The organism is Nocardia glycosmidis, assembly GCF_052545115.1.
Map to the genome: position 1 here is coordinate 64,885 of NZ_JBQWRH010000011.1, position 24,204 is coordinate 89,088.

15 protein-coding genes are annotated in these 24,204 nt (G+C 68.6%); 2 read left to right on the top strand and 13 right to left on the bottom strand.

The window, feature by feature from the left end; all coding sequences use genetic code 11:
• Positions 1-443: 443 nt before the first annotated feature.
• From yidC to ACT86A_RS15785, 12 genes are all read right to left on the bottom strand, one after another.
• Positions 444-1,397, bottom strand: a complete 954-nt coding sequence (gene yidC / locus ACT86A_RS15730) for a membrane protein insertase YidC (protein WP_445092872.1) — start codon at positions 1,395-1,397, stop codon at positions 444-446.
• A gap of 126 nt (positions 1,398-1,523) precedes the next feature.
• Positions 1,524-1,847, bottom strand: a complete 324-nt coding sequence (locus ACT86A_RS15735) for a DUF6412 domain-containing protein (protein WP_445092873.1) — start codon at positions 1,845-1,847, stop codon at positions 1,524-1,526.
• Between the two features lie 126 nt (positions 1,848-1,973).
• Complete coding sequence (locus tag ACT86A_RS15740; RefSeq protein ID WP_445092874.1) at positions 1,974-2,252, bottom strand: hypothetical protein; 279 nt, start codon at positions 2,250-2,252, stop codon at positions 1,974-1,976.
• Positions 2,253-2,265: 13 nt separating this feature from the next.
• Entirely contained in the window at positions 2,266-3,834 is a 1,569-nt protein-coding gene (locus ACT86A_RS15745) for a PfaD family polyunsaturated fatty acid/polyketide biosynthesis protein (RefSeq protein WP_445092875.1), read from the bottom strand.
• Complete coding sequence (locus tag ACT86A_RS15750) at positions 3,834-5,900, bottom strand: beta-hydroxydecanoyl-ACP dehydratase (protein WP_445092876.1); 2,067 nt, start codon at positions 5,898-5,900, stop codon at positions 3,834-3,836. Before ACT86A_RS15750 ends, ACT86A_RS15745 begins: the two co-directional genes overlap by 1 nt.
• Positions 5,897-12,259 (bottom strand): SDR family NAD(P)-dependent oxidoreductase, encoded by a 6,363-nt coding sequence (locus tag ACT86A_RS15755; protein WP_445092877.1) that lies wholly within the window; start codon positions 12,257-12,259, stop codon positions 5,897-5,899. The genes ACT86A_RS15750 and ACT86A_RS15755 overlap by 4 nt, the downstream gene beginning before the upstream one ends.
• A gap of 28 nt (positions 12,260-12,287) precedes the next feature.
• Positions 12,288-12,893, bottom strand: a complete 606-nt coding sequence (locus ACT86A_RS15760) for an SGNH/GDSL hydrolase family protein (RefSeq protein ID WP_445092878.1) — start codon at positions 12,891-12,893, stop codon at positions 12,288-12,290.
• Positions 12,890-14,140, bottom strand: a complete 1,251-nt coding sequence (locus tag ACT86A_RS15765) for an NAD(P)/FAD-dependent oxidoreductase (protein WP_445092879.1) — start codon at positions 14,138-14,140, stop codon at positions 12,890-12,892. Before ACT86A_RS15765 ends, ACT86A_RS15760 begins: the two co-directional genes overlap by 4 nt.
• Before the next feature lie 104 nt (positions 14,141-14,244).
• Positions 14,245-15,936 carry an AMP-dependent synthetase/ligase gene (locus tag ACT86A_RS15770; protein ID WP_445092880.1) on the bottom strand — a complete coding sequence of 564 codons (1,692 nt, stop codon included), beginning with the start codon at positions 15,934-15,936 and terminating at the stop codon, positions 14,245-14,247.
• A gap of 88 nt (positions 15,937-16,024) precedes the next feature.
• The gene (locus ACT86A_RS15775) at positions 16,025-16,957 is read right to left on the bottom strand and encodes a LysR family transcriptional regulator (RefSeq protein ID WP_445092881.1); all 933 of its coding nucleotides are present in this window, start codon (positions 16,955-16,957) and stop codon (positions 16,025-16,027) included.
• A 255-nt stretch (positions 16,958-17,212) separates the two neighbouring features.
• On the bottom strand, positions 17,213-18,838 hold the full coding sequence (locus ACT86A_RS15780) for an MFS transporter (RefSeq protein ID WP_445092882.1): 1,626 nt from the start codon (positions 18,836-18,838) through the stop codon (positions 17,213-17,215).
• Positions 18,839-18,841: 3 nt separating this feature from the next.
• Positions 18,842-20,311, bottom strand: coding sequence for a DUF2252 domain-containing protein (locus tag ACT86A_RS15785; protein WP_445092883.1), 1,470 nt, complete (start codon positions 20,309-20,311; stop codon positions 18,842-18,844).
• A gap of 409 nt (positions 20,312-20,720) precedes the next feature.
• Here ACT86A_RS15785 and ACT86A_RS15790 point away from each other — a divergent pair, with 409 nt between their 5' ends.
• Entirely contained in the window at positions 20,721-21,224 is a 504-nt protein-coding gene (locus tag ACT86A_RS15790) for a DUF7144 family membrane protein (RefSeq protein ID WP_445092884.1), read from the top strand.
• 111 nt (positions 21,225-21,335) lie between these two features.
• Positions 21,336-22,754, top strand: coding sequence for a hypothetical protein (locus ACT86A_RS15795; RefSeq protein WP_445092885.1), 1,419 nt, complete (start codon positions 21,336-21,338; stop codon positions 22,752-22,754).
• A gap of 125 nt (positions 22,755-22,879) precedes the next feature.
• On the opposite strand, the gene ACT86A_RS15800 is transcribed toward ACT86A_RS15795, so the two are convergent.
• Entirely contained in the window at positions 22,880-24,166 is a 1,287-nt protein-coding gene (locus tag ACT86A_RS15800; protein WP_445092886.1) for a PucR family transcriptional regulator, read from the bottom strand.
• Positions 24,167-24,204 lie beyond the last annotated feature (38 nt).

Sequence of the window (24,204 nt, forward strand, 5' to 3'; positions counted from 1 at the left end):
GGGTGGGCGCTCCCCCGGCTCGGGCGACTCCCAACCCATAGATGACATGAGGATTGATACGGCAATGGGCTTCAATTGGTGGCACGACGATGGCGATCCGTCTGAGCGAGGACCCAGCGTCCAAGACATCGTGGATCGTGTCCAAGCCGAGTGGCGAGCCAGCCGACGGGGGCCCACAAGCTGGCCTCACGCAGCCCCCGAGTGGCCCTTGAGCGTCCAAGAAGCGCACGCGACCATGCAGCAGCACCGAGGCTGCCGCGCAACCGAATGCCCCCGCAAGGAGGCAGCACGCCAAACGCTGATCAGCGCCGGACGCCTGAAGCCGGACACATCACGGGAGCACTGAGCGGTGAAAGTGCTGCATCGCGAAACCTCTGCCGAGGTCGAGTTGACACGTTGCGGGCGCTGCCGCGCGGGCAGTGCCCGCAACGCGAGTTCGAGGTTCACGTGGCTTTGCCGCGTCGTCTCTCACTTCCTGCGGCTTTCTTCGGATCGGCTGGGCGGGCACCAGGTTTCGGGGCTGCGGCGGCGCGACGATCGGCAATCGTCTTTTGCTCGGCAGCCTCTTCTCGGTCTATCCGGGCGAAGATGAGGTGCTGTTGAGCGTATGTCCAGATGTTGTTGCTGACCCAGTACAACAAGATCGCGATCATCAGGAACGGCCCACCGACGAGAACGCCCACCGGAAAGACCCACAACATCAGGTTCCGCATGAGCCCCGCCTGGGGGTTCGTGGCGGACTCTGGGCTCTGCCTGGCCAGTGACGCGCGGGCGTTGAAGTGGGTCGCGAGGCCCGCGATCAGCATCAGCGAGATGGCGACCGCGGCGATCGCGGTAACCGCCGGGACTCCCCCGTAGGGCGCGAACGAAGCGAGCACCTTGTCCGGGGTGGTGATCGCTGCCGAGATCGGCGCACCGAACAGGCGTGCGGTGAGAAACGACTGGACGTCGGTAGTACTGAAGACATAGTTCGGGGTAGCGGCATTGGCCTCGGGTGTCATGCCCAGCTGGCCCCACCCCGTTGCGGTGCGGTTGAACGACCGCAGCACGTGGTACAGGCCGAGGAAAACAGGGACCTGCACCAGGGCCGGCAGGCATCCCATCAAGGGATTGAAGCCGTGTTCTTTCTGCAGTTTCTGCATCTCGATCGCCTGGCGTTGCCGATCGCCGGCGTACTTCTTCTGCAGATCGCTGATCTGGGGCTGTAGTTGCTGCATTTGCCGGGCGGTCCGGATCTGCTTGGTCGCCGGGCGCAGCAGCAGAAGCCGAAGAGTGAACACAAGGAACACCACGGCAAGCGCCCACGCGAATCCGTTGTCGGGTCCGAGGATCGCGCCGAAGGCTTTGTGCCAAAACCAGAGGATGGCGGAGACGGGATAGTAGATGAAGTCGAGCACCGAGCACCTCGTAACTGCACGAGCGCATCACGCGGCCTCGTGCGGATGGGGGCGACGCTGGTCATGGAAAGTACCGCGTCGGAATGGACAGGGGCCAAGACCGAAGCCGATGTAGCGCTGCAGGCGCTACACGGCGGCCAGAACCCGTCCGGGTGCTCGTGGACGGCGCGGCCGTCCCGGGGTGTCAGGGGCGCTCTGCCGACGGAAAGCGCCGCGCAGACGCTGTTCGTCGCGCCGAGGGCCGGTTGCCGAGTCTGTAGGCAGAAATACCAGCGGCCGTGCGGAGTGCCCGGTGATGGCCAGCAGCAGAACCAATGCGACTGCCGCACCAACAACCGCGGTGGGGCCGTCGACGTGCAGCGAGACCGCGACAACAAGGGTCAGCACGGCCACCCAGGTCAGCTGAACAAGACTCAGCCCCCTCGACAGAACCGACCAGACCCGTGCCACAAAAGGAAGCATACCGAGCCGCGATCGCGTTTCCGGCGTAGCAGCGTCGAAGCTCGGCGAGTTCGGAGCCGACGAGGATGCGCCGCTATCGGACGCGGGCCGTCACCGCGTCCGATAGCGGCGGCTTTATGAGGCGACGCGCGACACCGTGGTGAGGGGCCCGATGAGGGCGGTGCCGTGGTTCGCGGCGCGGTAGCGGGGATGGTGGAGGATGTCGTGCGGGGATTCGGCCGTGGTGGCGACGCCGCGACCCCGGATCCCGGTCTCGGCCGGTGCCCTGCATATCCGGGCGATGACCGTGCACCGGTCCGGGGACCGATCGACGACCGCGGTGGCGGGCGGCTCGATGTGGCGCGCCGAGCCCGGGCCGACCAGCGCCTCGATGCGCTGGTCGACGATCAGCATGCCGTGCCCGTCGTCATCGCCGCTCACTCGGCCGGGGCACGAATCGGGCGCACTCGGCGGGCAATCGCACACCCGCGGTACGCAACTGGGCGACCCGGGTCAGGTAGGCCGCGCCCAGCATCATCTGGTCGGCGATATCGGCGACGTGCCGGTTGCGCAGTGCCGCCAGGTAGCTTCCGGCCACCCAGCTGTTGAACCCGCCCATCGCGGGCCCGCACCAGATCTGGTAATCGGCGACGCGGCCGGCGTCGCCGCGAATGCTCCACCCCGACGACAGCCCCAGATACCACCGGAACACCAGGGCCATCTTGCGTTTCGGGTCCTCCTCGGCGCCCACCAGTTGGGCCGGATCACGCTCGGTGAAGAACGTGACACAGTCGTCCCACACGGCTTCCAGGGGCCGCTGGAACAGCGTGGCCTCCAGATCGCGACGCGACTCGGCCGGGATCGCATCGATGCCGTCGTAGGCGCGGTAGGTGTCGTAGAGCCGCTGCGCGCGGGCGGCGAACATGGTGCCCCTGCGCAGTACCTGCACCTGGACGCCCAGCTCGAACATGTCCGAGGACGGCGCCATGGTGCAGTCGGCGAAAGCCGCCTGGGTGAGCAGCTGTTTGGTGGTGTCGCACTGGGCCGCCTCCTGGGTGGCCTGATTGATCGAACCGGTCACCACGTAGGCGGCGCCCAGCGCGAAGGCCGCGGCCGCCGCGTCGGGGGTGCCGATGCCGCCTGCCGCGCCGACCCGGACCGCCGCCGCGGCGGGCACGGTGCGGGCCAGCCGATCCCGGGCCGCGATCAACTCCGGCAGCAGCACCAGCAGCGGCCTGCGGTCGGTGTGGCCGCCGGAGTCGGCTTCGGCCGTGATGTCGTCGGCCATCGGCACCTGTTCGGCGAGCCGGGCCTGCTCCGGGGTCAGGTCGCCGGATTCGACCAGCGCGCGCAGCAACCGGGTGGGCGCGGGCCGCAGGAACGGCTCGGCCACCTCGACCCGGGAGACCTTCGCGATCAGGCGATTGCGCACCTCGACGCGGCCCTGCCGGTCGACGGCCAGCCCCGCCGCGCGGTAGCGCACGACCTCGCCGGTGAGGTCCATGAACGCCGACGCTTCCACGCAGCGCACCTCGTGGCGCAGGCACGCGTCGACGATCGCGCGCTCCAGCGCGGGTTCGGAAGGGCTGTGGATCAGGTTGCACGCGAAGGGTTTTCCGGTCAGCGTGCGGCTCAGCTCGGCCAACGCCGCGTCCACCGCCGCGGGTGGCACGCCCGCCGCACCGTAGGAGGCGAGATACCCGGCGCGAGCCATCGCCGAAACCAGAGCGGGCGAGGCGATGCCGTTCGCCATGGCGCCCGCGGCGTACGCGGCGCGCGCACCGTGGGCGGCGGCGAACCGCCGATCGCCCAGCTGCTGCGGCGGCAGCGGGGCCACCGCCGCGAGAACCTCGGCGCGTGCCGCGGTCCTTTCGTCGGATATCGCGCCCACTCGTCCCTCGTGGCGCACGATCCAGCACGGACGGGTCAGGTCGGACAGGACGGCGGTGATGTCTTCCGCGGTGGTCGCCAGGACATCGGCCGCGGATGTGGTCATCAGCGTTCCCCTCGATCGGCCAGTTCGACCGCCAGGTCGTTCAGTTCGTAGATGCGCAGTCCCGGCTTCCACAACGAGCCATCGGCGACGACGGTGACGCCGCTGGATCCGCGGTGGATCTCCTTGAGGTGAACTTCCAGTTCGACGGTGCCGTCGGTGGGCAGGAACTGCCCACGGTAGCGCCAGCTGAACGGCCGGTCGGCGGGGATGCGGAAGACCGGATCGCCGATGGCGTCGGCGAGGCCGGCGTCGAGCATCCACTCCTGGATCGCGTGGATCACCGATTCCACCCCGAGCGACCCCGGGATCACCGGGTCCAGGTGGAAGTGCCGCGCGAAGTACCAGTCCGATGGGTCGATCTCGCGCAGCGAGTGCAGGTAACCCGCGTCGTACTTGCCTGCGCCGTCGACCACGTCGACCCGGTCGATCAGCGCCAGGGTGCGCCGGGCGCACAGTCGCGCTCGCGGATCGGCGCGGCGGGCGGCGACGTCGATGACGCGCACGTCCGCGCCGGGGTTTTCCGCGAGCCAGGTCGGCGCGGGACGGCCCGCGTCGAGGCCGGTCTGGTTGGCCAGCGCCTCGTCGCTGAAGTAGCCGAACATGGTTTCGCCGGTGTAGAACGGTTCGCCGTCCACGCTGAGGGTGTAATCGAAGGTCTGCAGCGACGAGCCGGGCAGGATGGTGGTGGACAGCAGCCGGGAGGACTGGCGGATCGTCTTGTCCCGCAGGTCGACCTGACGCAGCACGGTAGCGGTGCCGCCGAGGTTGCGCAGGCTCAGCGTGGTGCCGGGCTGGGTGAGCGTCGGACCCGCGTAGTAGCCCATCAGCAGCGCCGCCTGCAGCGAGGTCTCCATGTAGACGAAGTGCGGCATGGAGTCGTTCGCGGTGTCGCCGTAATACCAGGAGTCGGCCGGGGAGTCGTATTCGGTGGTGTAGGAAGCGCCGTCCAAGGTGCCGCGCTTGCCGTCGAAGTCGAGCACCCGGTCGACCAGCAGCAGGCCACCGGTCGGCAAGCGGGTCGCCCGCACGCCGGTGTACTCCGCGAACTCCGGGCCCATGGCGATGCTCTGGTCGCCACGGGCGAGGTGAACCATGTGGAACTCGTTGAGCAGCAGGCTGTCCGAGACCTGACCCGGCCCGACTCCACTGCCGGGACGCTCCACCACGGTGACCGTGACATCGAACGCGCCTTCCGCGCCCGCGACGCGCGCGGTGCCCATGACATGCGGCCGAGGCACCAGGTCGAGTGCGGTCACGGTCAGCGTGATCGTGCCGGACGCGACCGCGTCGGCCGCGCCCGCGCATTCGGCGACGAGCGAACTGCCCGACAGCACCAGCGGCAATCCGAGGTACAGCGCGAATACCTCCGCGGTCTGCATCGCGGCCGCGCGCGGGTCACCCTCGAACCGCGCCTCGACCCGGCCGCTGCCCGTGCCGCCGTACAGCTCGATGGTGGTCACCTCGGTGAGCGCGAGGGCTGTCGACCCGGCCAGCCGGGCGGCCGCCGCGATTCCGGAGCGCCGGTACGCCGGTCCGAAGACGCCGCTGAGGTCTCCGTCGGCGAGGGCGAGCAGCGCCGCCCGGTCCAGGCGAGTGCGGTCGGTGCGGGCGAGCGGTTTGAACGCCGACTCGGCCGCGATGGCGCCGGATGCCGTGGCGATCGTTGCGGCGTCGCCGCCCTCGAGGACGACCTCACCGAAGGGCGAACCGGACGGTGAGGCGCCGCCGCTGCGCAGCGCGCGCGCCCACACCGCCCGCTGCATGGCCAACTGCGCGGTCAGAGCCGCCCGGTGCGCGGTGACGACGCCGAAGCGGATCTCCGCGAGCGGGCCGGCTGTACCGGCGCGCCCAGCCGTCCCCATCCCCGCCACCGGCGCAGCGGGCGTCGATTCCACAAGATCGCCGCTGATTCGGAAAACCTCCGAGCTCGCAGCGGGCGGGTTCTCGAGCGCACCCGCGCCGCCGGGATCCGGCTGAGGCGCCGGCGAGCCGGATACGCCCCGCGTGTCCGCGGCAGGCGCGTTCAACGGATCGAACGCGATACCGTCGAATTCCAGCGTTGTCATGCCATCCACCGCCTCACCGAGGTCTGGAACTTCTCCGTCAAATCGGGTGTCGTCACCACTGTGACGTCCGAAAATCGTTGCAGTACAGTGCCATCCGCTGTGGTGGCGGTAGCGTCGATCCGCGCGTCGACCCGTCCGGCGCGCGGGTTGTCCACGATGAGCAGGAACGACTCGCCCACGGGCAACGGCCGGAAGTAGTCGATCCGGCCCACGCCGAGCGGCAGGCAGGCGCTGCCCAGCAGCCGGTGGCCGAGCACCGGCGGTCCCTGCAGGATCAGGTCGGCCAGGACCGGATCGTGCAGCCGCCCCGCGTACGCTCCACCCGCGACGGTGGCGGCAGGCAGTTGGCATTCGAAGACGATCGCGTCGTCGGAGGCCGACCGGATCCGCCGCAACCCCTGCAACGCCGGTGCGTGGAATTGGACGGCGTCGCGGTAGATGTTCGCGTCGCTGCCCGGCCCGCCCGGAACCTGCTTGCGCGGCGGCTGATCGGCGGCTTCGGCGAGCACCAGAGTCGCACCGAACCGGACGGCGTTCTCGCCACGCACCGTGGCACGCACCGAGGACGGCTCCGCTCCCGGTGCCACTTCGAGTTCGAGTTCATCGACCGGATGGTCGAACACGATCCCCTTGAGCACCTGGAAGTCCCGGACGCCGACCACCGTCCGCCCCGGCATACGCCGTTCGGCGAGGTTGATCATCGCGCCGAGACCGAACGTCGCGGGCAGCACGATGTGCGCACCGATCCGGTGCGCCGCGATGATCGGGTCCGCAGTGATTTCGGTGATCGTCCGCCGGGCCCGCACCGTCTGCGCTACACCCGCGGTATCCGACAACGACTTCGCGGGACCGATGAGCACGACCGTGTCCTCGGCACGCGCCGCGGTGAAGTGCTCGGTGAACGCCGCCGCGCCGACCTGCGGGTCGAGCAGCTCGACGCCGCGGGTCCGGAAGTGCTCCCGCAGCGCGGGAGTCACCATGCCGCCGTCCCAGGCACCCCAGTCGATCGCGGTGACATGGCAGTCCGGCCGATGGTTTCGCAGGCTCACCGCGAACCGCGCCAGCGCTTCGTTCGCGGCCGCGTAGTCGGCTTGGCCGGCATTGCCGAACAGTCCCGCCACCGACGTGAACAACACCAGGTGCCGCAGTTCGCCGAGCGCGCCGAGTACGGCGGCGAGTCCGGCGATCTTGGGATCGAGCACGCGGGCGATGGATTCGGCGGTCTTGTCCGTGATCATGGAGTCGGCCAGCACCCCCGCCCCGTGCACGACGCCGGTGATCGAGTCCCGCAACGGTGCGAGGGCGGCAGTGACGGCCTGCTCATCCGTGGCGTCTACCGCCAGATACTCCGCGCGGGGGCCGAGTGCGGCCAGCGTCGCACGGATCTCCCGGGTGGCGCGGACACTGGATACGGTGCGCTCGATATCGCGCGGCGTGACGCCGGTCGCGGCCAGCGCCCGCACCGCGGCGGGCTTGAGTTCCGCGTCGGAAACTCCGGCCGCCCAGCCGGGTTCGGCGACCGGATCGGAGCGCCCGAGCAAAATGAAGCGCGCCGCACTGCGCCCGGCCAGCGCCAGCACACAGGTGGCCGTGACACCACGCGCACCACCGGTGACCACCAGGACATCGTCGGCGGTGAGCACCGTGGCATCCTGCTCGGCGACCGGACGCACCGGGGTCACCGTGCGCGCGGCGGCATGTCCGCTCGGCACCGGAGTGCGGCGTTCACCCGCCGCGCCGATGCCGACCTCGAGGGTGTCGCGGGCCGGGTCGAACAGCTCGTCGGTCACGAACTCGGCCAATTTCCGCGCCGAGCAGGCTGGATCGACGTCCAGCGCCCGGCAGAACAGTCCGGGTTGTTCGGCAGCCAGGGTTTTCACCACTCCGCCGATGCCGCCGAGCAGAGCGCGCTCCGGCTGCGCGCTGCCGAGGAAGCCGAGCGCACCGTCGAGCCGTGTGACCGTCACAAAGGCCGCTCGCCCCGCCGCGTCGCGCAGCAGTGGCACGGCACGTCCGGCCGCCAAAATGCCGTCGGTCAGGTAGCGCTGGGCCGAGGCCCAGTCGGCATGGCCGCCGAGCAGGACCACACACGCGTCGACAGGTTCGCCCACGGGGTCGAGGTCGTTGACCGAATTCATTTGGCGCACAGTCCATCCGAGTTCGGTCAGTGCGGCGGCGAGCTGCGTCCGGTCGGCCCCGAGGGCGCCGGTCGGATCGACGAGTACCGCCCGTGCTCCCTCGCGGTAGGGCGCTACCGCCCGATCCAGTGGCGGCAGGGCGACGAGTTCGACGGCGTGCCGCGACGTTCCCGCCGCGGCCTCAGCTTTTGGGTGGACATCACCACCCGCCGCACCGGCGAGTTCCACCACGATCTGATCCAGCGTGCGCAGTGTGCCCAGCTGCTCCGGGCCCAGGCTCGGTAGGTTCGGAAAGCGTTCTTGCAGCGCACCGATCACCTGCACACGCTTGATCGAGTCCACACCCAGATCGGCTTCCAGATCCATCGACGGATCCACCATCTCGACCGGATAACCGGTCTTCTCCGCCACCACCTCACGCAGCGCCGCACGCACCGCATCACCGGTCACCAGACCAGCGGCCACGGGAGCGGCTCTGTTCGACCCTGTGGCCGGTGCGGCTGCGGTCGGCGCGCCGGTAGCCCCGAGCAGGTCGGCGATCTGATCCAGCGTGCGGACCGTGCCCAATTGCTCCGGGCCCAGGCTCGGCAACTGCGGGAAACGCTCCTGCAGCGCACCGATCACCTGCACCCGCTTGATCGAATCCACACCCAGATCCGCTTCCAGATCCATCGACGGATCCACCATCTCGACCGGATAACCGGTCTTCTCCGCCACCACCTCACGCAGCGCGGCACGCAACGCATCACCGGTCACCTGACCAGCCGCCACGGGAGCCTCAGGGACCTCGACCGGGACGCTCGGCGCGTGTCCGTTCGTCACCTCCGTAGTGACCGGTGCGGCAACGGCTTCCGGCACGGCCCGGTGCGTGTGCGCGTCCGGGGCGGTGGCCAGCGGACGGCGGACGGGCGCCGGCTCGATCGCGGCGCGCGGCGTGGGCGCCGGCCGAGTGACCTGAGTCGAGGGCCGCGATACGGGCGCGAAGCCGCTTTCCAGCTCGACGAGTTGGGCGAGTACCTCGCTGGCTCGCGCGTGGCTGTGGCTGATCGCGACGCCGTGGTCGGTGACTGCCTCGATGGCGCGCGCCGTGGCCGCGTCGAGCCGGCCGTCGCCGAGTGCGCCGGCCAGGCCGCGGGCCATATCCAGCTGGCCGTCCAGGAACTGACCGTGCGTGTGCAGGTGCTGTACGAGCGCGCTCTCCAGCGCGTCCGAGCCGGCGTCGCCGGGCTGCGGTGTGGGATACACGGAGGTCTCCGATGCTGCGGTGAATGTGGTTGGCACGGCCCGGTTCTCGACGACGGGCTGGTGATCGACCACACTGTCGACCGGAGCGGCAGGGGCAACGAGCGCAGGCCGATTATCGACCGGAGCGACCGCGGCGGGGGCGGCCGCGAGGACGCTGAGCCGGTATTCGTCGGCCAGCGCGTCGGCGTAGGCGGTGCGCCGGGTTTCGGGCACGTACTCCGGAGCCGACATCGTCACGGTCATCGCGCGGTCGGCGGCCACGGCCTCCGGCCCGGCGGCGGCATGGCGGTTGATCCCGTTCAGGCCGAATCCGAGCACCGCCAAGCGGACCGCCGCGCGGGTCAGCGCGAGATCGCTGTTGCCGATCGGGCCGGAGTCGGTCGCGATGACGATCACATCGTCGCCGAGGGTGCGCCGCACCAGCGAGGTCAGCACCTGCTTCGGCCCGAACTCGACGAAGACCGTGCAGCCTGCGGCGCGCATCGCGGTGAGCGCGGCGACGAACTCCACCGGTTTGCCGAGTTGTTCGGTCAGCACGGCCCGGTTGACGTCCACATCGCCGCCGTAGCCGACACCGGGCGTGTTGGCGTAGACCGGAGCGTCCGGCGTGCCGATGTGCACCTGGGCGACCGCCGGGGCGAACGCCGCGGTGGCGTGGCCGACATAGGGCGTGTGGAAGGCGCCGGACACCGGCAGCGCGCGCGTCGCCACGCCGCGCTCGCCGCAGCGCGCGACGACGGCGGCGATCCCCTCACCACCACCACCGACGACGACCTGATCGGGCGCGTTGTGATTGCAGATCCAGACGTCCTCGACACCGTCGAGCAGTTCCTCGGCGGTGGTCCTGGAAACGCCCAGCGCCACCATGGTCCCCGCCTCGACACCCGGCGCGGGCGTCATGGCCACGCCGCGGGCTCGCGCCAGTGCGAAGAAGTCGGCGGTGGCCAGCGCGCTGGAGGCCCACAGGGCGGTCAGCTCACCGAAGCTGTGGCCGAGGTACCCGTCGGCGGCGAAGCCGTAGTCCGACAGTGCGGTGAACTGACCGGCGGACAGCGCCCCGATCGCGGGCTGGGCGAATTCGGTGCGGCGCAAGGCCGTTTCCTGATCCGCGGCCACGGTGTCGTCGAACGCCGGGGGCGGGAAGACCACCGACGACAGGCGCACCGGCGCACCGGCGAAGGCCTCGTTCGCGGCGTCGAAGGCCGCGCCGACGGCCGGATTGTTCAGCGCCGCTTCCAACCCCATGTCGACGTACTGGCTGCCCTGCCCGGCGAACAGCGCGCCCGCCTTGCGGTCGGGCAGGGCGGCGGCGCGGAAGTACACGCCCTCCGGGTGATCCCAGGCCACCGCGTCGGGGTTGCGGACCAGTTCGTCCACCGCGAGCGACCGCAGGTGCGCGGCGTTCTCGTCGTCGACCGAGACCAATCCGATGCGCGCGTGATCCTCCGGGATATCGCCGCCGTCGCTCGGCGCGACACTGCGCACCGCGTCGATCAGACCGGCCACGTCCGCCGCGTGCCACAGGTGTGCGCGCGCGGTCCGGTGCAGTACCGGATTCGCGCCGCGGACGCCGTCCGCCTCTTCCAGCACGACGTGGAAGTTGGTGCCGCCGAAGCCGAATGCCGAAGCCGCGGCCCGGCGCACCGGGCGCTGCGGGTCGCGGATCCAGGGACGGGTGCGGGTGTTCACGTAGTACGGCGCGTCCGTGGCTGCGATCTCGGCGTTGGGCGCGGACACGTTGATGGTTCCGGGTAGCACCTTCTGGTGCAGCGCCAGCGCCAATTTCATCACGCTCGCGGTACCCGCCGCGCCCTTGGTGTGGCCGATCTGCGACTTCACGCTGCCCAGCGCGGCGAACGCGGTCTCGGAGGTCGCGTCGGCCAGCAGCTCCTTGAGCGCGGTGAGCTCGGTCTTGTCGCCGACCGGAGTGCCGGTGGCGTGCGCCTCGATGAGCGCGACATCGGCGGGCGAGATCTCGGCGTCGGCGTAGGCCCGGTCCAGCGCGACGCGCTGGCCGCCCGCACGCGGGGCGTAGATGCTCTTGGCGCGGCCATCGCTGGAGGAGCCGAGACCGCGGATGACGGCATAGATCCGGTTGCCGTCGCGGCGCGCATCCGCCAACCTGCGCAGCGCGAGCATGGTGATGCCCTCACCGAGCAACGTGCCGTTGGCGTCGGCGGAGAACGGGCTGATCTGCCCGCTGGCCGACAGCGCGCCGACCTTGCTGAAGCACAGGTAGATGAAGATCGTGTTCTCGGTGTCCACGCCGCCGGTGATCATCATGTCGGCCCGGCCGTCCTGGAGTTCGGCGATGGCGGTGCGCAGCGCGGCCAGCGAGGCGGCACACGCCGCGTCGACGGTGCAGTTGATGCCGCCGAGGCCGAGCCGGTTGGCGACCCGGCCCGCGGTGATGTTGGCCAGCAGGCCGGGGAACGAATTCGCCTCCCACGGCGCGAACGCCGCGACGAACCGGTCGGCGATGGCGTCGGCGTCGGTGTCGGACAGGCCGACCGAGCGCGCCGCCTCCTTCAGTACCGGCGTGGACAGCCGCGCGGCCAGCGGGTGCATGAGCGGCACGGGGCCGGTGGTGCCCAGCACGACGCCGGTGCGGCTCGGGTCGTACCACCCCGAATCCACCGCGCCCGCGTCGCGCAGCAGGTCACGCGCGACGCCGAGGCTCAGCGTCTGCATCGTGCTGGTCACTTCGAGCTGGTTGGGCGGCAGCCCGAATTCCAGCGGGTCGAACTCGACGTCGGGCAGGAAGGCGCCCCGGCGCGAGTAGGTCTTGTCCGGCGTCGCGGGGTCGGCGTCGAAGTAATCGTCCAGGCTCCAGCGCGACGCCGGAACCTCGGTGGTGCAGTCCACGCCGTCGACAATGTTCTGCCAGTACTCGCGATGGTTGTGCGCATTGGGCAGCAGCCCGGACATCCCGACGATGGCGATCGGGTTGCGCGCCAGGCGTCTGTCGTCTGTCACGAAATTTCCTCTCGAACCGGGTGGTAGATCAAGCGGCCAGGGTGGTTGCGGTACTCGACGCGATCAGCTCGGCCACGCCCGCGGCGAACTGGTGGTGGCCGAGCGAACTCGGGTGCAGACCGTCGGCGGTCCACATCTGCGGCCGTTCCCATTCGGGCTGGGCCGCGATATCCAGCAGCAGCGTGCCGGTCTCGGCGACGACGTCGGCGAGCACCGCGTTGGCGAAGACGAAACGCTCGCGCAGCAGCGCGCGGAATCCGTCCGGCACCGGCAGCCGCGCCGGGATGTCGGGGTAGCTGGCGGTGAACACCGTTGCGCCGCTGGCGCGCAGCGCGCCGAAAAGCTCAGTTAGGTTGCGGGCGAACCGATCCTCGTTGAAATCGCTGACCAGGTCGTTCACCCCGACCACGACACCGTAGAGGCCGGCGCGGCCCGAAACAGCCATGCGCAGTTGCTGTTGCACCACGACCGTGGTCGTGGCGCCGTGCTCGCCGAAGTTGCGCACCGCGGCGGGCCGCAGGCCGAGCTGGCCGCCCAGCCGCGGCACCCAGCCGCGGTATCCGCCGCCGGGCGCGGCGTCGCCGCGCCCCTCGACGAAACTGTCACCCAGCGCGGTCAGGACGGGGGCACTCATGCCGTCACTCCGTCTTTGCTGACGTGCCGGTCCGCCACCGGGAAGTTCACCTTCTCGTACAGCGCCGACAGCTCCTGCTCGCCGAAGTACTTCTCCGGCGGGTAGATTCCGCCGATCAGCCCGAAGAAGTTCGTGGTGTACTCGGCGTCCAGTGCGGTCGCGCGGAACACCGAGTCGTAGTAGGGGGTCAGCACCAGCTCCGAGAGGTCCAGCGCCATCTCGTAGGCGCTGGCGCTCTGCGCGTCGCGCTCGCGCTGGTATTCGGCCAGTGCCTCGTCCATCGAACGAGCGCCGGACAGTCCTTCATCCACGAGATCGGCCAGCAGCTGCCCGTACTTGAACGCGTCGGTGATGCCCCAGCCGGTGAACGGGTCCTTGTGGTAGCCGGCATCGCCGACCAGCGCCCAGCCCGGGCCGTAGGACTGCCGACGGTAGTTGTCCGGGTACAGCATCGGCCGGAACTGCTCCACCCGCTTGCCGGTATCGCGCAGACGCACACCGAATTCCGGATCGACCTGGTCGACGATTTCCTGCACGCCGGCGTCCGGGTCGGTGCGGAATTCGCGGAACCGGTCCCGCTTGCGCATGACCGCGACCAGCGCGAGCCCGTCGTTGGTGGGCCAGGACGCGAACTGCTGCTCCCCGAATCCGGTGCGGTGCTGCATCCCCCAGTCCACCCCCTCGTAGTAGGAGTAGTAGATGAAGCACCCTGCGGGCGAGGCGTCGTACACGCCGGCGCCGACCGCCTTGGCCACCGTCGAGTTGGCGCCGTCGGCGCCGACCACCAGCTTGGCGCGGAACTCCTGCTCGGCGCCGTCACCGACCGCGCCACGGATGCCAACGACGCGGTCACCGTCGAATACCAGCTCGGAGACGGTGAATCCCTGGATCATTTCGGCCCCGGCGTTGCCGGCGGCCTTGACCAAGATGTTGTCCAGAACCGTGCGCCGCGGGCAGTACACCGCATCGACGACGTCGGGGGACGATTTGGCGAAGCCCTGCAGGACGATGCCGGTGTAGGAGAAGTTCAGGCGCCGGATCGGCGGCACTCCGGTGGCGAGCAGCTCGTCCAGCAGTCCCCACGACTTCAGGACGTTCAGCCCGGACTGGTGGATGTAGTGGGTCGAAGGGGTGTCGCTGGGGAAGCTCGCCCGGTCCACGGCGAGCACTTTGTAACCCTTCCTGGCAAGCAGCATGGCCAGAGGGGAGCCCGCGACCCGGGTTCCGACAACGATGACGTCGTACATGTTCGCATCACTTTCCGGTAGTCGAATTCCGATTTCGAGTCTGTGGCCGCCGCAGCCGGACAACCACCGCGGCGGGCCGTGATTCATCGGCCGATCGGCCGCGGCTATCGTGCGGGTCGTGGCGCCGAATACAGCAGTTCGATATCCGCCGCATATGCCTTCGCGATCGCGGTGCGGCGCAGTTTTCGTGACGAAGTCGACAATCCGTCCTCGACGGTGAAATCGCCGTCCACGATCCGAAATGCCCGAATTGATTCGGCACGGGAGACCAGAGAATTCGCGTCGTCGACGGCGGACTGGACGGCGGCGGTGAGATCGCCGTCCGGTTCGGCGGCACGCCAGCGCTGCACTTGTGTCGGGTCCAGCGTCACGAGTGCGGCGACGAAATCGCGGCCGTCGCCGAGCACCATGCAGTTGGACACCAAGGGATGCAACCGGATTCGATCCTCGAGCGGTGCCGGGGCGACGTTCTTGCCGCCGGAGGTCACCAGAATCTCCTTCTTGCGTCCGGTGATCCGCAGAAAGCCGTCGTCATCGAGTTCCCCGATGTCACCGGTGTGCAGCCAGCCTTGCGCGTCCACTGCCGACTGGTCGGCGGCCGCGCCCCAATAACCCGGTGACACATGGGGACCGCCGACCAGCACCTCGCCGTCCTCCTCAGCGATGGCCACCGACGTGCCGGGGATCGGCGCGCCGACCGTGCCGAGCCGGTTGGTCTCCGGGGCGCTGACCGTGACGGCGGTGGCGGCTTCGGTGAGCCCGTAGCAGTTCAGCAGCAGCACACCGAACGCCGCGTAGAACCCGACGGTCGAGTCGTCCAGCGAGGCGCCGCCGGAGATGACGTACCGCAGCTCACCGCCGAGCGCGGCGGCCACCGGATGCGTGACCGGTTCCGGCGACTTCTGCGCGCGCATCAGGTCCAGGCCGCGCTCGACCGCCTCCCGCTCCTCGTCCTCGGAGAGCAGAGTGCGGCAATACTTGCGGATCTTCTCCAGGCCGTAGGGAATCAAGGCCAAAAAGGTCGGCTTCAGTGTCGGCAGGACGGGCACCAGGTCCGGGATGCCCGGCAGCAGGTGGGTGCGGCTACCGCCGAACAGGCAGGCGAACAGGATGGTCTGGCCGAACACGTGCGACAGCGGCAACGCCAGCACCGTCGTCCCATCGAAGAGGTCACCGGTCCGGCGCACCGTGTTGGCCGAGGACACGAACATATTGCGGTGGGTGATCAGGCATCCCTTGGACACGCCTGTCGTGCCGCTGGTGTACACGATCATGGCCAGGTCGTTCGCTTGGACGGCCGCGATGCGGGCGTCCAGTCCCGGATCGACCGTTCCGGCAGTCCATTCCGCGATCTGCTCGAAGGTCCAGACCTCCCCCGCTCCCGCCGTCCGCAAGCGTCCGGCGTCTTCGGCGCTCTCGGCGGCGAAATACCCGCTGCCGCTATCGCGCAGGATGTGCTCGATCTGGCTGGGCGAGGATGTGGGGTACACCGGCACCACCACCGCGCCGAGCGCCAGCAGCGCGCAATCCAGCAGCGCCCAGGCCAGATTCGTGCGACCGAGCACGGCGACCCGATCACCTGCCGCGACACCGCGCGCGGCCAGCGCCGAGGCGAGCGCGCGGGCCGCGCGGTCGACCTCGGCGCAGGTGAGTTGTTTTCCATCGGCATCGCACAGCGAAAGCCGATCCGGGTGATCAGCGGCAGCGCCGGAAATCACCGAGTACAAACTCGCGGTGTCGGCAAGATCGAATCCATTCTCACTCACCGAGACCGCGGCGACAGACACTGTGTTCACAATGTCTAATTCTGGTCGCCGGCATCGAATTACGGCTTTGCCGATAGCGCGGTTCCTACCGCGCGAATGTCATCACCTATCGACGTGCTCAGGCCGACATCGCGCGGGCAATATCAATATGCGCCGGTGCCGGAGAATCGACACAGTCCAAGAAGAAACGCACCGCCGGATTGGCCTCGTCCGCACGCCACACCGCGTACAAATCCAGCGTCGGCACCGGATCGAACAGCTTCACCGCCACCGAGCCGGTGCCGGCCGTGCCCATGCCCATCGAAATCGCGCGCGGTAACGAAGCGAACCCGACCAGTGGGCGCACCGAAACCATGTGCGCTGTGGCGCCGGGATCGTCGGCGGTGTGCGTGATCGCGAGGGAGATCCTGGAGTCCGCGGCAGCGCGGAAGATCGAGTCGTACATGGCCGGACACTGCTCGCGACCGAACAGTACGCAGTCCTGGCCTTCCAGTTCGGAGAACGGGACACCGGGCCGATCGGCCCAACGGTGCCTTCGCCCGACCACAGCGACCAGCGGCACTCGGTGCAGCAGCCGCCGGTACCGGAAGTCGGTCGTGCTCGGATGTCCGTACACGAGGGCCATATCCAACGAACCGTCGCCGAGCGCGGCCAGCTGTGGGCCGGTGCGCTTCTCCCACAGCGAGACCACGATGTCGGGATGCCGATCGGTCATCCTGCTCAACGCGTCCGGCAGCACATGCCTGCTGGCCGGAAGGTTGTAGCCGATATTGAGGGTGCCCGCCCGCCCCTCGGCGGTCGCCTTCGCGGCCTGGGCCGCGCGGTCGAGCTGCGCGACGATGAGCCGGGCCTGATTCTCGAACTCCCGGCCCGCCGGGGTCAGTTTCACCTCATGCGAGTTGCGTGCGACCAGTTGCACGCCGAGCGATTTCTCCAGCTTCTGCAGCTGGGCACTGAGACTGGGCTGCGTCAGGTGTAAGCGCTGCGCTGCGCGGCCGAAATGCAGCTCTTCGGCGATTGTGATGAACGAAACCAGATGTCGGAACTCCATGCCGCCGGCTCCTTCTTCCGCGTACCGAAAACGGTAGCGCCAGGAGATAACCCCGGATGAACCGCGACCCGACAAAGCGTGCTGACAACTTGGCGGCTGGGTGAACTGGACCCGAGAAGAAGGGGGGTGTGCTATTTGTGCCCGGACCGCACAGCATGCCCGAAACTATGCTGCTGAGCAAGTCCACGCCGGACGAAATCCGTTGCGGGCCCGGCGCCACCTCGGGCTGTGGCGGCACTGGCGACGACCGTTCCGCTATTGCGCCCCGTCCGGTGTGCGCGGGGCCTTCGTGTCCTGGGGGGCGACCGGTCGGCGAGGCAGCAGACCGGTGCCGAACAGCGCCGCGATCGCGAGCAGAGCGGTTACGGCGAAGGCCACCTGCAGCGCCTCGAGACGGGCGGCGGAGTTGACCGCGAGGATGGCGTCAGCTGTGGTCGCATCGACGCCGGCCTTGTCGAGCGCACCCGCCAACTGACTGTTGGACAGGAATGGCACTCCGACAGCCAAATCCGTCCCGGCCTGCTCCTGCACGGTGGCCGGCACAGCCGGATTGTGCTCGATGCCCGCGATCACGGACGACGTGAGCGTGGCGATCAGGATCGACCCGATCAACGCGGTACCCAGGGACGCACCCAGAGTGCTGGCGGTGTTCTGCAATCCCCCGACCTCGGCGCTCTGCGAATCAGGGACGGCGGACACCGTGACGGCGCCCAGCTGCGAAGCCAAGGCGCCCAGGCCCAGTCCCATCAACAGCATCGGAATCGACACGACGCCCGCGTTGGCACCCGGATCCATGCCGGCAGCGAGGATCAGAACTCCGACGATCATCGAGCACAGACCCAGGCGAACAACGCGGCGCGGATCGGCATGCGGCCGGAACCGGGGGATGCACGCCGCAGCCAGGACCAGCGCGAGGGACAGCGGAAGGATGCGCACCCCGGTCTCGACCGCGCTGAGTTCGAGCACCACCGACAGAAACAGCGGCACCGCGAAGAACACCCCGGCCTGCACCGCGAACTGCGCGAAGAACATGCTCAACCCTCCGGCGAGCTGCCGGTTCCCCAGCAGGCTCGGATCAACCAGCGCGTCGCGGCCCTGCTCCACCAGATAGGTCTGCCGCCGCAAGAACAGATACAACAGCAGCAAGCCACCGATCAAGAGCCAGATGACCGGCGACAATCCGAGCACGGTAGGGCCGTTGGCCTTCGTCTGCACCCAGCCCCATTCGCTGGACCGCAACACGCCGTAGACGACCATGCCGAGCCCGAGCACGGACAGGACCGATCCGACGAGATCCAGCCGAACCCGGTTCGCTGGAGCGTCCTCGACCCGGCGTAGAACCAGCAGGATCAGCACGACCACGACCACCTCACCGAAGAAGACGTACCGCCACGACGCGAACGTGGTCACGGCGCCACCGAGCAGTGGGCCCACCGCGACGGCCATCGCCCCTGCCGCCGCCACCAGTCCGTAGGCCGCGGGCCGGCGCTCGGGAGCGAAATTCCCGGCGACGAGGGAGACGATCGCGGGCATGATCAGCGCAGCGCCGATCCCCTCGAGCAGCGACCAACCCAGCAGCAGAACCGGCAGATTCGGTGCCAGCCCGGTGGTGAACGAGCCCGCACCATAGATCACGAGACCGAACCCGAATGCCCTGCGCCGGCCGAGTATGGTGCCCACCCGGCCGCCGGTGATCATCAGCGATGCCATCACCAGCGTATACAGGGTGATGGCGGTCTGGATGCCGGTGATCGTGGTGCCGAGGTCCTGGGCGACGGTAGCCATCGACACGTTCATCACGGAACTGTCGAGAGTCATCAAGAACTGGCCCGACGCCAGCACCGCCAGCACGAGGGTGGAGTTCGACCTGTTGCCGTGCACCGGCTATACCCCCAGCCGGGCGGTGACCGCGCCATCGTCGATCGCCTTGCGCAGCGCGGCATGGTCGCGTGCGTTCTGCTCGGCGTAATTCTCGGCGAAAGCCGACAGTGCGTCATCGAAGTCGTCGTCCGTGCCGAGGTAACCGGCGATCGCGAACCGGTCGCCGGCGCGTGCGTGCGCGTGGGCCAGCACGTGTGCGCACAAACGGCCGTAACGAGTCATGACCTCGGGGGACATGGTCTGGACGACGGCGGATCCTTTGCCGTCGCGGAGTTGACGGACGTAGAAGTCGCGCACCACCCCATCTTCGCCGGGGCCTTGCTGCCAGCCCAGGAAGATATCGCTGGCGGCCTGCAGCAGCCGCTGCCCGGTCACGACACGTTCGCCCTGGTTCGGGAACGACGGACCGTCGACGTGCTCGGCGAGCACCGCTGGCCGGGCTTCCTTGACCTGCAGGAACAGCGGGTCGTTGCCGGGCCCGCGCAGCAGGATGATCCAGGCCTGGGTGCCCACACTGCCCACGCCGACGACCTTGCGTGCGGCTTGGAGGTATTCGAACCGATCGAACAGGGCTCGCGAGTTGGGTCGCAGCGTGTCGCGGTAGTGGGCCAGCCGTTCGATCAGTGTCCGGTTCAGCTGCTCGGCGCCGGTCTCGGTGAAGATCTCCTCGATCGGCATGATCAGCGGCGGCATGCTGATGATTCTCGGCTGCCCGTCCACGACGGTGGTCAGCTTGGACAGCGCGTGGACGCTGTCTCGGCCCCACGACTTGTCGATCGTCTTCTGGACGCGTTTCCTGGTCGAGGAATCGAGAACCTCCCGCACCTCATCCAGCTGGGCAACGGCGTCGATCGCGGAGTACCAGACCGCGAGCTCGCCACGTTCAGCCTGGTACGCCATGGTTTCGCGATACTCGGCGGCGCAAGCGCGAGTGCACCTGCGACATTGTTTGGCACTGTGGTCGTTGTCGCGTCCGGCGACCGCGAGGCTTGCGACGAGTCGTTTGACATCCCATTCGAACGGGCCGGGGTAGGTCTCGTCGAAGTCGTTGAGGTCGAAGGTGAGTTTGCGTTCCGGTGTCGCGAAGAGCCCGAAATTGCTCAGGTGCGCGTCGCCGCACAGTTGGGTGATCAGCCCGGTGGTCCGGCCGTGCGAAAGATCCTCGGCCATGATCGCGGCGCCGCCGCGGTAGAAGGCCAACGGCGCAGTAGCCATTCGCCCATACCGCACCGGGACGAGTTCGGGAATCCGTGTCGCCGATTGGATTTCGAGCAGACCGACCGGGTCGCGGTCAGGGGCGGGACAATACTCGGCTATCACGCCGAAAGGTGTTCGGTGCTGGACCGCCTTACCGTATTCGGCGCGGTCGGCCCTGGTCCATCGACCGGCCGCGTCAGCGCGCTCATCCGGTCCCGCGACGGAGATCGCGGTTCCGGCCGCGGCTCCCTTCTCGATCGCTGAATTCTCGGACATGATCGCGCCCTTTTCTACGGTTTGAGCAGCTTATGAACGATTCTCCGCCGACCTCGGTCGCCGGTGTGCGGGATCGCGGATCCGCGCCCGAACGCGGAGTATGCCGCTCTCGGCGGGGTCGTGCAGCAGGGGCGGTGCCGATCCATTCGGCGGTCCATCGGCAAATTCGGTCACGAGACAGTCAAAAGCCCCTACCATATCGGCATCGGTTTCGGTCACGGTCAACCTATTTCAAGGAATTCAGTCGTAACTCTGTTACGGCTACACACTCGAAGTAGGCGGAAAATTCTGCGGTCGGCGTCGGTTCGAGCATGATCTCAGGACTCACAGCAACAGCGGTGCTAATCTCGACGCGGCGTGAATAACCGAATACTTTCACATGCAAGTCCTGCTTCGAAAGGGGATCGCAATGTCGGAGAACATGCACGTCGACCGAGAAAGAAACAGGGTCGAACAAGGGGTCGCGGCCGGAGCATCGATCGCAGCCGCGATCATCATGACCACAGTCGGAATTCTCCAGTTCTTACAGGGAGTCTCGGCCGTAGCTCAGGACGAGTTGTTCATCCAAGGCCAGCAGTACACCTTCAAGTTCGACTTCACAGCCTGGGGTTGGGTCCACATCGCGATAGGGGCGGTGATGGTCGCCACCGGCATCGCGCTGATCACGGGGGCACTCTGGGCACGTGTCATGGCGATCGTGATCGCGGCGCTGTCGATCATCGCCAATTTCCTGTGGCTGCCGTACTACCCGCTCTGGTCGACCCTGATCATCGCCCTCGATGTCGTGGTTATCTGGGCCATCTCGACCTGGAATCCCGCGCCCACCGAACTCGCGGATCGCTCCGCCGAGACCGGGGCAACGCCACCCACCCCCGAGACCGGGGCGACGCCGCGCACCCCACCGGCACCCTAGCGCCGCCGCTGTTGCCCGCGGCGGACAAGGAAGGAGTAGGCGGACCACCGACACGGCTGGTTTCGATGCCGTTCGCACTGCCAGAACCTGTTCCTGGAGTGAGGGATACCGATGGATTCCGACAAACCCGAGGACAAACCCCCCGATCGGCTCGACAGAAGTGAACGCGCCGAGCTCGATCGGTTGCGCGCGGAGGTCGCCGCGCTGCGCAGGGAGGTGCGCGCAGCACCGCCATCGGCGCCGCGGCCGCCGCGGCATGTGTGGCGGTGGACCGCCGTGGCGATCCTGACCGTGCTGGTCGCGGTACTGGCGATCACCACGGTGGCGGCACGGTTCGTACGCGGCGAGATCCTCGACACCAACCGGTATGTCAGCACGGTGGCGCCGCTGGGTTCGGATCCGGTGCTGCAGAGCGAGGTCGCCAATAGGGTCACCGACGAGATCTTCGCCCGCGTCGACATCGAGGGTTTGACCGCGGACGCGCTGGCCGCGCTGACCGAGGCGGTGCCGGCGGCGCAGAATCGACCGCGGGTGGATCGCGCGGTCGAGGGCCTGGCACCGGTCATCACCCAGCAGGCGCGTGGCTTCGTGAACGAGACCGTGCTGTCGTTCGTGCGCAGCGAGCAGTTCGAGGACCTGTGGATCCAAGCCAACCGCGCCGCCCATACCGCGCTGGTAGCGGTGGCGACCGGACACGTCGGGCCCTCCTCGGTAACCGTCGACGAAAACGGCACGGTGACCCTTTCCCTGCGCACCGTCTTCGACAACGTGAAGGCCCGACTACTCGAGCGCGGCTTCACCTTCGCCGAGAAGATCCCGTCCGTGGACAAACAGTTCGTTTTGTTCCGGTCCCCGGAACTGGTCCGGGCCCAACGAGCGGTCGACTGGCTCGACAAAGCCGCGGCAGTGCTGCCCTGGGTGACGATCGCGGTCGCCGTGGCCGCGATCGCGGCGGCACCGGCAGGCCGCCGCCGCCGTGCGCTGTCCTTCATCGGACTTGCGCTGGTGGTGGGCATGCTGATCCTAGCGATCGCGCTGATCGTGGCCCGGGCGATTTATCTGGACCAGATGCCGCCGGACGTACTGTCGACTCAGGCGGCCACCGTGATCGCCGACACGGTACTGGTGCCGCTGCGGACCGCGCTGCGCGGAGTCGCCGTGCTCGGCTTGGCCATAGCGCTCGGGGCCTACCTGGCGGGAGATTCGGCCTCGGCCACCGCGATACGCCAGGGATTCGGGCGCGGTATGGACCGGATCCAGCACCTGCGGCGATCGCGTCCGCCGAACGTGGTGGAGGCGTCGGCGTTCCGCGCACGCGTGGCGCTACGGTGGTCGATCATCGGCATCGCCGCTCTCCTACTGGTGTTCTGGCGCTACCCCACCGGACTCGTAGTGGTATGGATCGCGCTCGGCACTGTAGTTGCGCTGCTTGCGCTGGAAATCCTGATCCGTCCCGCCCACGCCTGGCAGCAACAGGCTGCGCCCGAGAGCAACAACGACGCCGGCACCCCCGCTGGGGCCGGCGCGTAACCCGGTACGCATAGCAGCGGTCATTCGAAACGCGGCATTCGACAGACCGGCGATCGACTCCGTGCCGCTCGGGCAGCCTCCGCGAACTCCCCGGACCTGGTTTGCGCGATAAATCGTTGTGGTGCTCAGCCTTTCGGGCGGACCATCGTCACATCGTCGGGTGTGCGGCGGTGCAGTGCGAGCTGGATCTCCAGTAACAGCCGGTCGGCCGGATCGCCGAGGTTCATGCCCAGGATTTCCTCGACTCGGCGGATGCGGTAGCGCAGCGTGTTCGGATGCACGCGCAGTGCCGCGGCGGCGGCGCGGACGTCGCCGTGTTCCCGGAGATAGCTCTGCGCGCTGTCGCGCAGGCTGGCGGAGTGTTTGCGGTCGTAGTCGAGCAGCCCGCGTAAGCGTGGGTCGTGCAGTTCGGCGCGGGAGCCGACGAGATCGAGCAGCTCGCCGAGCAGCACCGCCGTCCGCGACTCGGCGAGGGTGGTGACCCGCCGCTTCGTCGCGATGGTGCTGTCGAGAACGCGATCGACCTCGGCTCGCGCGTCGGCCACCCGGCCGAGATCGGCGACCGGGCAGGCGATCGCGGCCCGCAGCGCCAGCGAGCGCTTCGTCTCCAACTGTTCGACCAATTGCCGTGTCCAGGCGGTCACCGTCTGCGCGGAGCGGTAACCCGGTAGCAGCACATAAACGCGATCACCGAGCGTAGCGATCACCGAGTCCGCGCGAAAAGAGCTGGCGCGCAGGCGAAGAATGCCGCCGAGAACCGTAGGCTCGGTGGCGGCTTGCGGGGTAGCTGTGTTGACGAACCCGACCACCGCGGCGGGCCCGTTCGGCGGCAGGTTCAATGCCCTCGCCACGGCCGCCGCGTCGACCGCGCCGCCTTCCGCGCCGAACAGTCGCCGGATCAGCAGCGCCTCGGTGCTCGGTGCGTCGAGGCTGCGGGAGATCAGGCGGCCCGCGATGGCCGCGGCGCCGCGCAGCGTCTCGGCCGCGTCCGGCTCGAGCGGCCGATCGCCTTGCTGCAGCCAGATCGCGCCGAGCACGCGCACCACGTTGGCGTCCGAGTCCGCGGTATGCCGGATGCCGATCGCCAATCTGCGCTTGATGTTCAGCTCCTCGCGCGCGGGCACGTCGATCACCTCGTCGCTGCTGTGCAATCGGTCGAACACACCCCATTTCCGCAGCACGCTCAGATACTCGGGCGGCCCTTCCCGCCCCAGGATCGACAGCACGCGCAACTGGTCGGCGGATTCGTCGGACGCCGAGTAGGCCAGCACGTGCGACTGCGGGTCCTCGATGGACACCATCCCGCCCGCGTTCTGCGCGATCATCTGCGCCAGGCCGAACAAATCGACGTCTGTGCCGACCAGCTCTGTACCGACCAACTCTGTGCCGACCAACTCCGCATCCCCGGCCATGCCCATCCTTCGGCCAACTCGACAACGCACTCGCCCTA